The sequence below is a fragment of the Paraburkholderia lebeckiae genome, from assembly GCF_050436325.1.
GTDB lineage: Bacteria > Pseudomonadota > Gammaproteobacteria > Burkholderiales > Burkholderiaceae > Paraburkholderia > Paraburkholderia tuberum.
This window is the reverse complement of record NZ_JBNDLZ010000003.1, coordinates 2,587,347-2,600,549: the sequence shown is the minus strand read 5'-3', so window position 1 is coordinate 2,600,549 and position 13,203 is coordinate 2,587,347. Positions and strand designations below refer to the sequence as shown.

At 62.6% G+C, this 13,203-nt stretch carries 10 protein-coding genes; all 10 read right to left on the bottom strand.

All coding sequences use genetic code 11. The features are described 5' to 3' along the window. Positions 1-3: 3 nt before the first annotated feature. The 10 genes from OKW44_RS29860 to OKW44_RS29815 all read right to left on the bottom strand — a co-directional run bounded on the left by OKW44_RS29860 (position 4) and on the right by OKW44_RS29815 (position 13,131). Complete coding sequence (locus OKW44_RS29860; protein ID WP_018418864.1) at positions 4-1,059, bottom strand: branched-chain amino acid ABC transporter permease; 1,056 nt, start codon at positions 1,057-1,059, stop codon at positions 4-6. Between the two features lie 220 nt (positions 1,060-1,279). Continuing rightward, entirely contained in the window at positions 1,280-2,440 is a 1,161-nt protein-coding gene (locus tag OKW44_RS29855) for an ABC transporter substrate-binding protein (RefSeq protein WP_018418866.1), read from the bottom strand. Between the two features lie 419 nt (positions 2,441-2,859). After that, positions 2,860-4,026 carry an ABC transporter substrate-binding protein gene (locus OKW44_RS29850; protein WP_018418867.1) on the bottom strand — a complete coding sequence of 389 codons (1,167 nt, stop codon included), beginning with the start codon at positions 4,024-4,026 and terminating at the stop codon, positions 2,860-2,862. A gap of 561 nt (positions 4,027-4,587) precedes the next feature. Beyond that, positions 4,588-5,559 carry a branched-chain amino acid ABC transporter permease gene (locus OKW44_RS29845; RefSeq protein WP_018418868.1) on the bottom strand — a complete coding sequence of 324 codons (972 nt, stop codon included), beginning with the start codon at positions 5,557-5,559 and terminating at the stop codon, positions 4,588-4,590. Next, positions 5,559-6,443, bottom strand: a complete 885-nt coding sequence (locus OKW44_RS29840; protein WP_018418869.1) for a branched-chain amino acid ABC transporter permease — start codon at positions 6,441-6,443, stop codon at positions 5,559-5,561. Before OKW44_RS29840 ends, OKW44_RS29845 begins: the two co-directional genes overlap by 1 nt. 189 nt (positions 6,444-6,632) lie before the next feature. Further along, entirely contained in the window at positions 6,633-7,847 is a 1,215-nt protein-coding gene (locus OKW44_RS29835; RefSeq protein ID WP_018418870.1) for an ABC transporter substrate-binding protein, read from the bottom strand. Between the two features lie 62 nt (positions 7,848-7,909). Then, on the bottom strand, positions 7,910-8,668 hold the full coding sequence (locus OKW44_RS29830; protein WP_018418871.1) for an ABC transporter ATP-binding protein: 759 nt from the start codon (positions 8,666-8,668) through the stop codon (positions 7,910-7,912). Further along, positions 8,665-9,444, bottom strand: a complete 780-nt coding sequence (locus OKW44_RS29825) for an ABC transporter ATP-binding protein (protein WP_018418872.1) — start codon at positions 9,442-9,444, stop codon at positions 8,665-8,667. Before OKW44_RS29825 ends, OKW44_RS29830 begins: the two co-directional genes overlap by 4 nt. Positions 9,445-9,733: 289 nt before the next feature. Beyond that, positions 9,734-11,449: a GMC family oxidoreductase gene (locus OKW44_RS29820; protein WP_018418873.1), complete on the bottom strand. Its 1,716-nt coding sequence runs from the start codon at positions 11,447-11,449 to the stop codon at positions 9,734-9,736. Positions 11,450-11,577: 128 nt separating this feature from the next. Continuing rightward, positions 11,578-13,131 carry a CoA-acylating methylmalonate-semialdehyde dehydrogenase gene (locus tag OKW44_RS29815; RefSeq protein ID WP_018418874.1) on the bottom strand — a complete coding sequence of 518 codons (1,554 nt, stop codon included), beginning with the start codon at positions 13,129-13,131 and terminating at the stop codon, positions 11,578-11,580. Positions 13,132-13,203 lie beyond the last annotated feature (72 nt).

The window sequence follows — 13,203 nt, the reverse complement described above, 5'->3', positions numbered from 1 at the left end:
GTGTCACTCCTCTTCCTCTTCGGCGTGCGGGCTCGCAAGACTACGCCACAACAGCACCGGGATGATTAACGTGAATACGATCACTTCCTTATAAGCACTCGCCCAGAACGACGAATACGACTCCAGCAGACCAACGAGAATCGAGCCGGCCGCCGCCAGCGGATAGCTGACCAGACCGCCGATGATCGCGCCCACGAAGCCCTTCAAACCGATCAGGAAGCCCGAGTCGTAGTAGATCGTCGTGAGCGGCGCGACGAGGATGCCGCACAGTGCGCCGAGCCCCGCCGCAAGCGTGAACGCGAGACGTCCCGCCTGCGTCGTGCCGATGCCGACAAGCCGTGCGCCGAGCCGGTTCACCGACGTCGCGCGCAATGCCTTGCCCGAGATCGAGCGATCGAAGTACAAATACAGCGCGCCGATCAGCACGGCCGCGGTGCCGATCACCCACAGGCTCTGCCCGGAGATCGACAACGTGCCGATGTTGAACGTCGCATCGGAAAACGCGTTGGTGCGCGAGCCTTCGGCGCCGAACATCACGAGGCCGAGACCGACCATCGCGAAATGCACGGCCACCGCGATGATCAACAGCACCAGCGTGGTCGCCTCCGCGATCGGCTCGTAGGCAAGGCGATACACGAACGGACCCATCGGAATCACGATCAGCAGCGTCAGCGCGATCTGCACGATCATCGGCAGCGGTTGCAGGAAGATGCCGCGCGTGAGCGCGTAGACCGCGATCGGAAACAGCAGGTACTTCCCCGCCAGCACGGGCAGCGTGCGCGCCGCGTGACGACGCCGCTCAGCATGCCGTAACACGGCCGCCGTCTCGACGACGAAGCATGCCGCGCCCATCGCCATCAACAGCCAGCACGTGGCCGGAAACTTCTGCGTTTGCAGTGCGGCGAGCGTCAACGCACCGTACGAAACGAACTCCCCTTGCGGGATGAAGATCACCCGCGTGACGGAAAACACCAGCACCAGCGCAAGCGCGAGCAGCGCGTAGATCGCACCGGTCGTGATGCCGTCCTGCGCGAGGATCGCCGCAATTGATAGATCCATACTTCCTCGTCCTGAAGCGTCGAAATCGAAAAACCGGGAAACGGTCGCGACGGCGCGGTGCGAAGCCGGCCATCGATCTGCATGTCTGAAAAGACAACCGCCGCGCCGGGACGCGGCGCGGCGGTCGATGCCATTGTCGTCGAACACAATGGCAATGCGGCGTCATGCACCGCATGATTGCGCGAGAGGCGCGTACCGCTACTTGTTTGTGTAAATAGTCTTAGTTGTTCTGCAACTTCCACTTGCCGTCGACGATCTGCACGATCACGCGTGCGCGCTGGTCGAGGCCGTTGTGGTCGTTCGCGGTGGTGTTCATGATGCCGTGCGACACTGGCAGCTCCTTGATGTTTTCGAGCGCGTTGCGCAGCGCCACGCGGAACTCCGGCGTGCCCGGCTGGGCGGTCTTCAGCGCAACCGGAATCGCAGCCTGCAACATCTGGCCGGCATCCCATGCGTGGCCGCCGAAGGTCGCGACCGAACCCGCGCCATAAGCCTTCTCATAGGCGTTCTTATAGGCTTCCGACGACTTCTTCACCGGGTTCGAATCCGGCAATTGATCGACGACGAGAATCGGACCGGCCGGCAGCAGTTCGCCTTCGCAATCCTTGCCGCACACACGCAGGAAGTCGTTGTTCGCGACCCCGTGAGTCTGATAGACCTTGCCCTTGTAGCCACGCTCCTTCAGCGTCTTGGCCGGCAGCGCCGACGGCGTGCCCGAGCCCGCGATCAGCACCGCGTCGGGATTCGCGCCCATCGTCTTCAGCACCTGGCCCGTCACCGATGCATCGGTGCGGTTGAAGCGCTCGTTCGACACGATCTTCAGGTTGTGCGCTTTCGCGGCGGCGTCGAACGTCGTGTTCCAGCTGTCGCCGTATGCGTCCGAGAATCCGATGAAGCCGACCGTCTTCACGCCGTGATGCTGCATGTAATCGGCGATCGCGTCGGCCATCAGGCTGTCGTTCTGAGGCGGTTTGAATGCCCATGCGCGCTTCGCATCCATCGGCTGAATGATCGCGGCCGATGCCGCGAGCGAGATCACCGGTGTCTTGCCCTCAGCGGCCGGATCGAGCATCGCGAGCGAATTCGGCGTGACGGTCGAGCCGATGATCGCGTCGACGCGGTCTTCGTCGATCAGCTTGCGCGTGTTCTGCACGGCCTTGCTGGTGTCCGACGCGTCGTCGAGGATGATGTACTGCACGCTCTTGCCGCCGATCTCCTTCGGCAGCAACGCGATCGTGTTCTTTTCAGGAATCCCGAGCGACGCGGCCGGCCCCGTCGTCGACAACGTGACGCCGATCTTCACCTGCGCGAATGCAGCCCCCGCGCCGCACATCAGCGCCATCGCGATGCCGGTGCGTACCCAATGCCTTGTTTTTTTCATTGCGAGTCTCCAAACGCTTTGAAAAGCGCCTATCTATAAACCGGCTTGCTGGGCCGGGTGTTTGAATCTAGTGAGCGGGTTCAGGTGTGCCAAGCATGGTTTTCCCTGCTCGGCACGCATAGCTTCCCCCGCTGCGTTGGGTACCGCTCCTCTCGCGTCGCGCGAGTGCGCATTCGCGTCATACGCCCCGTTTCTGTGCCGCGGCTTTATTCCAATCAGGCATTGCATAGACCACTAATATGTTAGTAGTTTGCGTTCTGCATTATCGACGGTCAAGAGAGCGTGCGCCAAATGCGGGTTTGTCCTGAAGCAGCGAAACCACATTTTTGCGCGATGCAGACGCCCGGCTCGGGTAATAAAAAAGACGCGTCAACTGCACGCGTCTTTTTCGATGAGGTCCCGTGGCGCAGAGCCTTCGCTCAGTCGCCGGCGAGCTTCCACTTGCCGTCGACGATCTGCACCATCACGCGCGCCCGCTGATCGAGACCGGCATGGTCGTTCGCGCTCATGTTGAAGATGCCGTGCGACGCGGACAGATCTTTCGTGCCTTCGAGCGCGGCACGCAGCGCCTCGCGGAATGCCGGCGTGCCTGGCTGCCCCTTCTTCAACGCGAGCGGGATCGCATGCTGCAGCAGCAGACCCGCGTCCCACGCGTGACCGCCGAACGTCGACACCGTCCCCGCGCCATACGCCGTTTCATACGCATGCTTGTACGCGAGCGCGCTCTTCTTCACCGGATTCGCCTCGGGCAGTTGCTCGGCGACCAGCAGCGGGCCAGCGGGCAGCCACGTGCCTTCGCAATCCTTGCCGCACACGCGCAGGAAGTCGTTGTTCGCGACGCCGTGCGTCTGATAGTACTTGCCCTTATAGCCGCGCTCCTTCAGCGTTTTCTGCGGCAGCGCGGCCGGCGTGCCCGCACCGGCGATCAGCACCGCGTCCGGGTTCTGCGACATCATCTTCAGCACCTGGCCCGTGACCGATGCATCGTTGCGCGCGAAGCGCTCGTTCGCGACGATCTTGATCTTCGCGAGGTCGGCGGCTTTGCTGAATTCCTTGAACCAGCTCTCGCCGTACGCGTCGGAAAAGCCGATGAACGCGACCGTTTTCACGCCGTGATGGGCCATGTTCTGCGCGATCGCCGTGGCCATCAGAATGTCGTTTTGCGGCGTTTTGAAGACCCATCCACGCTTCGCGTCCATCGGCTCGACGATGCCCGCAGCCGCGGCCAGAGAGATCATCGGCGTCGAGGTTTCGGCGGCGACGTCGATCATGGCGAGCGAGTTCGGCACGACGGTCGAGCCGATCAGTGCATCGACGTGGTCTTCGCTAGTGAGCTTGCGGGCGTTCTTGACCGCTTGGGTGGAATCGGTTGCGTCGTCGAGGACGATGTAGTCGATCTTCTGGCCCGCCACTTCTTTCGGCAGCAGCCCGATCGTGTTCTTTTCCGGAATCCCGAGCGATGCGGCCGGTCCTGTTGCCGACACGGTGACGCCGATTTTCACGTCCGCGAATGCATGGCCGCTCCATGCAGCCGAGACCCCTGTGGCGACCAATGCCGCGCTGATCCAACGCAATGCCGACTTCATCCTGCTCCTCTATTAACCCCGTTATTCAAATGCAATTAAATCCCGCGGATTTAATTGCCAACCCAGTGGTCGGTGAATAGCGAGTGTAACGGACGCAAGCGCCGTGCTGCAAGCGTTTCGCAGGCTTGTCACGTTACATGCAGCGGTTCGCGGAGAATAAAAAATGGCGCGCGAAATAGCCCAAAGATCAAGTCAAAATTCGATAAACAGAAATAAAAAAGCGCTGTTGGATATCAATCCAACAGCGCTTTCTTCTGGGCACTGAGTGCCTCAATTGTCTCCTCGTTCTCCACCTGCAAATTCGGGGTGCATCAGAACTGCGTGAAGATTAAACGACCACCCCAGCAGTCACAACTAGCAATTACCCTAGCGGTGCACTGCGGCACCGGATTGGGGCACGTAGGGGCATTTCGTCACATGGTTTGCCACAGGTTCGCCTGAGCCCTTGATCCAGCGGACCTTCAGCACGAGCCGCAATTAGATCGGACGTCGAAGCGATTTCGTATCGCACTGCATCAAGCGGGCGACCACACACACGCGGGCGGGATCAAACAGCCAATCTCAAGCCCGCAACGGTCGCACTCGCGCGACGATCTCACCGACGATGCCGCGCCGGAACGCCAGCACGCACGCGATGAAAATCAGCCCCGTGACGATCGTCACCGATTCGCCGAGCGAGCGGAACCAGTCGATGCCGGTCATCGACGCGAGTGCCGCGCCGATATCGCCGAGCCTGTCTTCGAGCGACACGATCAACGCGGCGCCGAGCAACGGCCCGAACAGCGTGCCCATGCCGCCCACCAGCGTCATCAGGATCACGAGGCCGGACATCGTCCAATAGGCATCGCTGAGCGTTTCGAAGCCTTGCACCAGCACCTTCAGCGAACCCGCGAGACCCGCAATGCCAGCCGACAGAATGAATGCGAGCAGCTTGAAACGGTCGGTGTCGTAGCCGAGCGACACCGCGCGCGGCTCGTTTTCCTTGATCGCGACCAGCACCTGCCCGAACGGCGAATGCACGATCCGCACGATCAGCAGGAAAGCCGCAACGATCACCGCGAGCACGACGAAATATAGCGCGACATCCGAAGAGAGATCGAGCACGCCGAACAGCTTGCCGCGCGGCACGCCTTGCAGACCGTCTTCCCCGTGCGTGAACGGCGCCTGCAGGAACACGAAGTAGACCATCTGCGCGAGCGCGAGCGTCACCATTGCGAAGTAGATACCCTGACGGCGAATCGCGAAGAAGCCGACGACGAGCCCAAGCAGCGTCGCCGCCGCGGTGCCGCTCAACACGCCGAGCTCCGGCGAAAAGCCGAGCGTCTGCATTGCATAGCCGGTCACGTAACCGGCCGACGCGAGAAACATCGCATGACCAAAGGACAGCAAGCCCGTATAGCCGATCAGCAGATTGAAGGCGGCCGCGAACAGCGCGAAGCACAGCACCTTCATCACGAAGAGCGGATAGATGCCGAGCACCGGAACCGCAAGCAGCACGATCAGCAGCAGACCGTAGAGCACTTTTCTCTGCATCATTTTTCCCTGCCGAAAAGACCCGCCGGACGCACGAGCAGCACGAGCGCCATGATCACGAAGACGACGGTCGCCGACGCCTCGGGGTAGAACACACGCGTGAGTCCTTCGACTACGCCGAGCATCAGGCCGGTCAGAATCGAGCCCATAATCGAGCCCATGCCGCCGATCACGACCACCGCGAACACGGTGATGATCATCGACTGGCCCATCAGCGGCGACACCTGAATCACCGGCGCGGCGAGCACGCCGGCAAACGCCGCGAGCGCGACGCCGAAGCCGTAGGTCAGCGTGATCATCAGCGGCACGTTGACGCCGAACGCCTCGACGAGCTTCGGGTTTTCGGTGCCCGCGCGCAGATACGCGCCAAGCCGCGTCTTCTCGATCACGAACCATGTCGCAAAGCACACGGCCAGCGACGCGACCACCACCCATGCGCGATAGTTCGGCAGATACATGAAGCCGAGATTGGTCGCGCCCGACAGCGCCGACGGCACCTCGTACGGCTGGCCCGACGAGCCGTAGATCGAATGGAATACGCCTTCGATCACGAGTGTGAGGCCAAACGTCAGTAACAGGCCGTACAGATGATCGAGCTTGTAAAGCCAGCGCAGCATCGAGCGCTCGATCGCGACGCCGACCAGTCCGACGATCAGCGGCGCGAGCACGAGCATCACCCAGTACGGCAGATTGAAATACGACAGCCCCATCCACGCGAGCATCGCCCCGAGCATGAACAGCGCGCCGTGCGCGAAGTTGATCACGTTGAGCAGGCCGAAAATAATCGCCAGCCCGAGGCTCAGAATCGCGTAGAACGAGCCGTTCACGAGCCCGAGCAGAAGCTGGCTCAGCATCGCCGGTAGCGGAACGCCAAAGATGTCCATTGAAGCCCTTAGCCCTTCAAGCCATCGTCAAGGTGAGATCGGTGACGCACGATCCGGCCGGCACGCGACGAGCGGCGACGCTGCCCATCACGTGCGGCATCTGAAACGGTCATCCGCCAGCGCGTGCCCCTGCACCGCCGGCGGTTCTCTCAGGTCTGCGCGATCCTCGACCGCTTACTGCGCCCGCGCTTACTTCCACAGCGCGCAGCGGGTCTGCGCCTTGGTCGTGAAGACCTGATCGCCCGGAATCGTCGCAGTGATCTTGTAGTAATCCCACGGCTCCTTCGATTCGGCCGGCGTCTTCACCTGCATCAGGTACATGTCGTGGATCATGCTGCCGTCCTGACGGATGTAGCCCTTCGCGTAGAAGTCGTCGATCTTCGTCTTGTGTAACTGCGCCATCACCTTGTCCGGATCGGTCGAGCCCACCGCCTGCACCGCCTTTAGATAGTTCATCGTCGCCGAGTAGTCGGCAGCCTGCAGGCTCGACGGCATCTTCTTCATCTTGTCGAAGTAGCGCTGCGACCACTTGCGCGTGTCGGCGTCCTTGTTCCAGTACCAGCTGTCGGTCAGCACCAGGCCTTGCGTCGTTTCGAGACCGAGGCTGTGCACGTCGTTGATGAACATCAGCAGCGCGGCGAGCTTCATCGTCTTGGTGATGCCGAATTCCTTCGCGGCCTTGATCGCATTGATCGTGTCACCGCCCGCGTTCGCGAGACCGAGGATCTGGGCCTTCGACGCCTGCGCCTGCAACAGGAACGATGAGAAGTCCGACGCCGACAGCGGATGACGCACCTCGCCGAGCACCTGGCCGCCGTTCGCCTTCACGACCTCCGCGGTCGCTTTTTCGAGCGCCTTGCCGAATGCGTAGTCTGCCGTCAGGAAGTACCAGGTCTTGCCGCCCTGCTTCGTCACGGCCGAGCCCGTGCCGTTCGCGAGCGCGGTCGTGTCGTATGCGTAGTGGATCGTGTACGGCGTGCATTGCTCGTTAGTCAACGTATCGGCGCCGGCGCCGACGCTGATATAGACCTTGTGCTTCTCGCCCGCGACGGTGTTAGTCGATAGCGCGGTCGCCGAGTTCGTGCCGCCGATCACCATGTCCACGCCGTCGCGGTCGAACCACTCACGAGCGCGGGAAGCCGCGATGTCCGCCTTGTTCTGGTGATCCGCGTACAGCACCGTGATCGGCTTGCCGTTGACCTTGCCGCCGAAGTCGGCGACAGCCATCCGGATCGCTTCAAGACCGCCCTGCCCGTCGATATCCGCGTACAGGCCCGACATGTCCGTGATGAAGCCGATCTTCACGGCATCGTCGGCCGCTTGCGCGCTGCCCAGCGTCAGTGCGGTGCCGGCGGCGACCGCGAAACAGAGTGAGGCAACTCGCGCGAGTGGGTTCTTTTTCATGCATGTCTCCTGGTTCTTCGCTTGTGGTTATCAGAGGCAGTCGGGCGCACGTGTGTCCGTGTCTATACGCCCAGTAAATCATGCAGCACCGGCATCTTGCCTTCGAGCTCGCTAGCCCCGAAATGCTCGACGATCATGCCGTGCTCCATCACATAGAAACGATCCGCGAGCGGCGCGGCGAAGCGGAAGTTCTGCTCGACCATCACGATCGTGTAGCCGCGCGCCTTCAGCGTAACGATCATGCGCGCGAGCGCCTGCACGATCACGGGCGCGAGCCCTTCCGAGATTTCGTCGAGCAGCAGCAGATTCGCGCCGGTGCGCAGAATCCGCGCGACCGCGAGCATCTGTTGTTCGCCGCCCGAGAGCCGCGTGCCCTGACTCATGCGCCGCTCGTGCAGATTCGGGAACATCGCGTAGATTTCCTCGAGCGACATCATGCGCGCCTTGTCGCCGACGGGCGGCGGCAGCAGCAGATTTTCCTCGCACGACAGGCTGGAAAAAATGCCGCGCTCTTCTGGGCAATAGCCGATGCCACAATGCGCGATGCGATGCGTGGGCAAGCCGACGGTTTCGCGTCCGTCGATACGGATCGAGCCGGTACGGCGACCCGTGAGGCCCATGATCGCGCGTAGCGTCGTGGTGCGGCCCGCGCCATTGCGCCCGAGCAGCGTCACGACCTCGCCGCGGCCGACCGCCAGATCGACGCCGTGCAGAATGTGGGATTCCCCGTACCAGGCTTGCAGTCCCGCGATTTCCAGCGCGGGTGCGCCGCTTTTCGTTTGGTTCGCTTCGAGGCCTTCGCGCTCGACCGTCGTATTCATGCGTGGGCTCCGGCGAGCGCCGCGTCGGCGCTGCCCATGTAGGCTTGCATCACGAGCGGATTCTTCGACACTTCCGCATAGCTGCCCTCGGCGAGCACTTCACCCCGTTGCAGCACGGTGATCGTGTCGGAGATACCGGCGATCACATTCATATTGTGTTCGACCATCAGGATCGTGCGGCCGGCCGATACTTTCTTGATCAGCGCGGTCACGCGGTCGACGTCCTCATGACCCATGCCTTGGGTGGGCTCGTCGAGAAGCATCAATTCCGGCTCCATCGCGAGCGTGGTCGCGATTTCGAGCGCGCGCTTGCGGCCGTAGGCGAGCTCGACCGTCAACACATCGGCGAAATCAGTCAGGCCGACCTGGGTCAGCAGATCCATCGCGCGATCGTTCAGACGGCGCAACGTACGCTCGCTCTTCCAGAAATGAAACGCGGTGCCGAGCGAGCGCTGCAACCCGATGCGCACATTCTGCAATGCCGTCAGATGCGGAAATACCGCGGAAATCTGGAACGAACGGATGATGCCGCGCCGCGCGATCTGAGCCGGCCGTTCGCCGGTGATATCGACACCGTTGAAAACGATCTGGCCCGCGGTGGGTTCGAGAAATTTGGTAAGCAGATTGAAGCAGGTGGTCTTGCCCGCTCCATTGGGGCCGATCAGCGCATGGATCGAGCCACGGCGCACGCGCAGGTTCACGCCGTTCACGGCGACAAAGCCTTTGAACTCGCGGGTGAGACCGCGCGTTTCGAGAATCGTATCGCCGAGAATCATGTTCCCTTCCATACGGAGTAAGGCGAAGCACTACGATCTTTCCGCGCGAAGCTCTGCGCGACTTGTTATTTTTGCGGCACCCCGTGCCGCTCGTTGGCGTGCTGCACCAATCCGGACGGTGAGCCATGGCGCGGCACGCAGCATGGCTGCCATTGTCGCGCCAATGATGCAGCGCAATCATTGGGATTTGCACTTAGGGAACGAGGCCCGCGCCGTGCGTATGTGACGCGCGGTTCACACGCTTCACGTAAGCGGCGGAAAACCTCACCGATGCGCTCACCGAGTCATGTCACACAGCTGACATCGACGCGTCAACACCGGTATGCGCGGCCATGCTGCCGCTCACGCGCGCGCGACGATCCTCGCGGATCATGTCGCTGGCGCGCTCGGCGATCATCAGTGTCGGCGAATTGGTGTTACCTGACGTGATGTTGGGCATCACCGACGCATCGACGACACGCAAGCCCTCGACTCCGATAACTCGTAGCCGGTTGTCGACGACCGCGGCGGGATCGTCGGTCGTGCCCATGCGGCAGGTGCCGACCGGATGGAAGATCGTCGTGCCGACCGCGCCCGCGGCCTGCTGCAATTCTTCTTCACTTTGATACTGGAGGCCCGGCAGGATCTCCCGCGGCTGATAGCGCGCGAGCGCGGGCGCCGCGACGATGCGACGCGTCAGACGTAGCGCGTTCGCCGCGACGTGGCGATCGTAGTCGGTCGACAGATAATTCGGCGCGATCAACGGTGGTGCGGAAGCATCGGCCGACGCGATATGAATGCTGCCGCGCGACGTGGGGCGCAGCTGACACACCGAAGCCGTGAACGCATTGAAGCGATGCAGCGGTTCCCCGAAGCGATCAAGCGACAAAGGCTGCACGTGATACTCGAGATCGGGTCGCGACAGCGAGCGATCGTCGGCGTCGGACTTCGCGAACGCGCCGAGTTGCGACGGCGACATCGACATCGGTCCGCTCTGAAACAACGCGTACTGCATGCCGATCATCAGCTTGCCCCACCAGTGCGCGGACATCGTATTCAGCGTGCGCACGCCCTGCACCCGATACGCCATGCGCAGTTGCAGATGGTCCTGCAGATTTTCCCCGACGCCGAGCAGATCCTGAACGACCTCGATGCCGAGATTCTGCAGATGCGCGCCATTGCCGACACCGGACAATTCGAGCAGTTGCGGCGAGTTGACCGCGCCGGCGGAAAGGATCACTTCGCAACGCGCTTTGGCGAGATAGTCGACCTCGCCGCCACGATATTCGACTCCGGTGCAGCGGCGGCCATCGAACACGACACGCTGCGTGTGGGCACCGGTGATGACAGTGAGGTTCTCCCGCTTCAACGCGGGCCGCAAAAATGCCTTCGACGCATTCCAGCGAATGCCACGCTTCTGGTTGACGTCGAAGTAGCCGACACCGGTGTTATCGCCGCGATTGAAATCGTCGGTGGCGGGGATGCCGGTTTGCTGCGCGGCTTGCGCGAACTCTTCGAGAATCTTCCATTTGAGGCGCTGCTTCTCGACGCGCCACGGTCCGCCCGCGCCGTGCGCTTCGTTGGCGCCGCCGTGGTGATCCTCGCTGCGCCTGAAGACCGGCAGCACCGCGTTCCAGGACCACTTGCCGTCGTTCGTCACACGCGCCCACTCGTCGTAGTCTTCCCGCTGACCGCGCATGTAGATCATGCCGTTGATCGACGAACTGCCGCCGAGCACACGCCCGCGCGGATACGACAGCGTGCGGCCGTTCAGACCCGGCTCGGCCTGGGTCTTGTACAGCCAGTCCGTGCGCGGATTGCCGATGCAATACAGGTAGCCGACCGGCACGTGAATCCAGTGATAGTCGTCCTTCCCCCCGGCTTCGAGCAGCAGCACGTGGATGTCGGGATCTTCGGTGAGCCGGTTCGCCAGCACGCAGCCGGCGGTACCCGCGCCGACGATGACGTAGTCGAACTCGCCTTCGAGTCGCCGTGCGGCGCGAGGCGTACTGTCGGTATGACTCATCGTTCAGTCTCCCAAGCATTTTTGCGGCGCATGCGTGGCTGCTGGATCGCTTCCACGCGTGCGCCGCGAAGCGCTTTTATTGTTTTCCTGGCGCGCTTGCCGACTTGATGCCGCGCAAAGCCGCCAGCTTATTTGGCGACCGGCATCGTGAATTCGGCGCCCTTCGCGATGCTGTCAGGCCAGCGCTGCATGATGCTCTTGTAGCGCGTGTAAAACCGCACGCCTTCCTCGCCGTACGCATGATGATCGCCGAACAGAGACTTCTTCCAGCCGCCGAACGAATGCCAGGCCATCGGCACCGGAATCGGCACGTTGATGCCGACCATGCCGATCTCGATCTGCCGGGAAAACGCGCGTGCAATGCCGCCGTCGGACGTGAACAGCGACACGCCGTTCGCAAACTGATTCGCGTTGATCAATTCGACTGCGGAGGCGAAGTCGGGCACGCGCACGACGCATAGCACCGGTCCAAAAATCTCCTCGCGGTAGATCTTCATGTCGGGCGACACGTCGTCGAACAGCGTGCCGCCGAGGAAGAAACCCTTCTCGTGCCCCGCGACCTGATGACCGCGCCCGTCGACGACGAGCTTCGCGCCCGCGGCGACGCCGGCGTCGATATAGCCGAGCACCTTGTCGCGATGCGCGCCGGTGACGAGCGGCCCCATCTCGGCGGCCGCTTCCATGCCGTTGAGGATCTTCAGGCTATTCACGCGCGGCGCCAGACGCTCGATCAGCTCGTCGGCGATATGCCCCACCGCGACCGCCACCGAAATCGCCATGCAGCGCTCGCCGGCCGAGCCGTAGGCGGCGCCGATCAGGGCGTCGACGGCCTGGTCGAGATCGGCGTCGGGCATTACGACGAGGTGATTCTTGGCACCGCCCAACGCCTGCACGCGCTTGCCGTGCTTCGTGCCTTCGGTGTAGATGTATTCGGCGATCGGCGTCGAGCCGACGAACGACAGCGCGCTGACTTCCGGATGCCCGAGCAGCGCGTCGACCGCGACCTTGTCGCCGTGCACGACGTTGAACACGCCGTCCGGCAGGCCCGCTTCCTTCAGCAGTTCGGCGAGCCGGTTCGACGCGGACGGATCGCGTTCGGACGGTTTCAGCACGAAGGTGTTGCCGCATGCGAGCGCGACGGGGAACATCCAGCACGGCACCATCATCGGAAAATTGAACGGCGTGATGCCCGCGACCACGCCGAGCGGCTGCCGCAGATTCCAGTTGTCGATGCCGCCGCCAATCTGATCGGTGAAATCGGTCTTCAGCAGATTGGGGATGCCGCACGCGAATTCGACGATCTCGATGCCGCGCATCACCTCGCCCTTGGCGTCGGAAAACACCTTGCCGTGCTCGCGCGTGATCAGCTCCGCGAGCTCATCGTGATGACGGTCGAGTAGTTCCTTGAACTTGAACAGCACCCGCGCGCGTTTGATCGGCGCCGTTTCGCTCCAGGCGGGAAACGCGGCTTTGGCGGCAGCGACCGCGGCGTCCACCTCGGCGACGCTCGCGAGCGGCACGCGTGCGCTGACGCTGCCGAGCGCCGGATTGAAGACGTCGCCGAAGCGTCCGCTCGTGCCTTCGACGGTCTTGCCGTTGATGAAATGGCTCAGCGCGCGTGCACTCGCCGCGCTGCGTGCGGCTTCGTCCTGCGCGGTTGCGTCGGAATATGTCTCGCTCATCTCGTTCCTCTTTCCTGTGAATTCTTCCGCTTCGCGCTCGATGCCGCGCGCACAAGCGTGCTGAAAACCAAG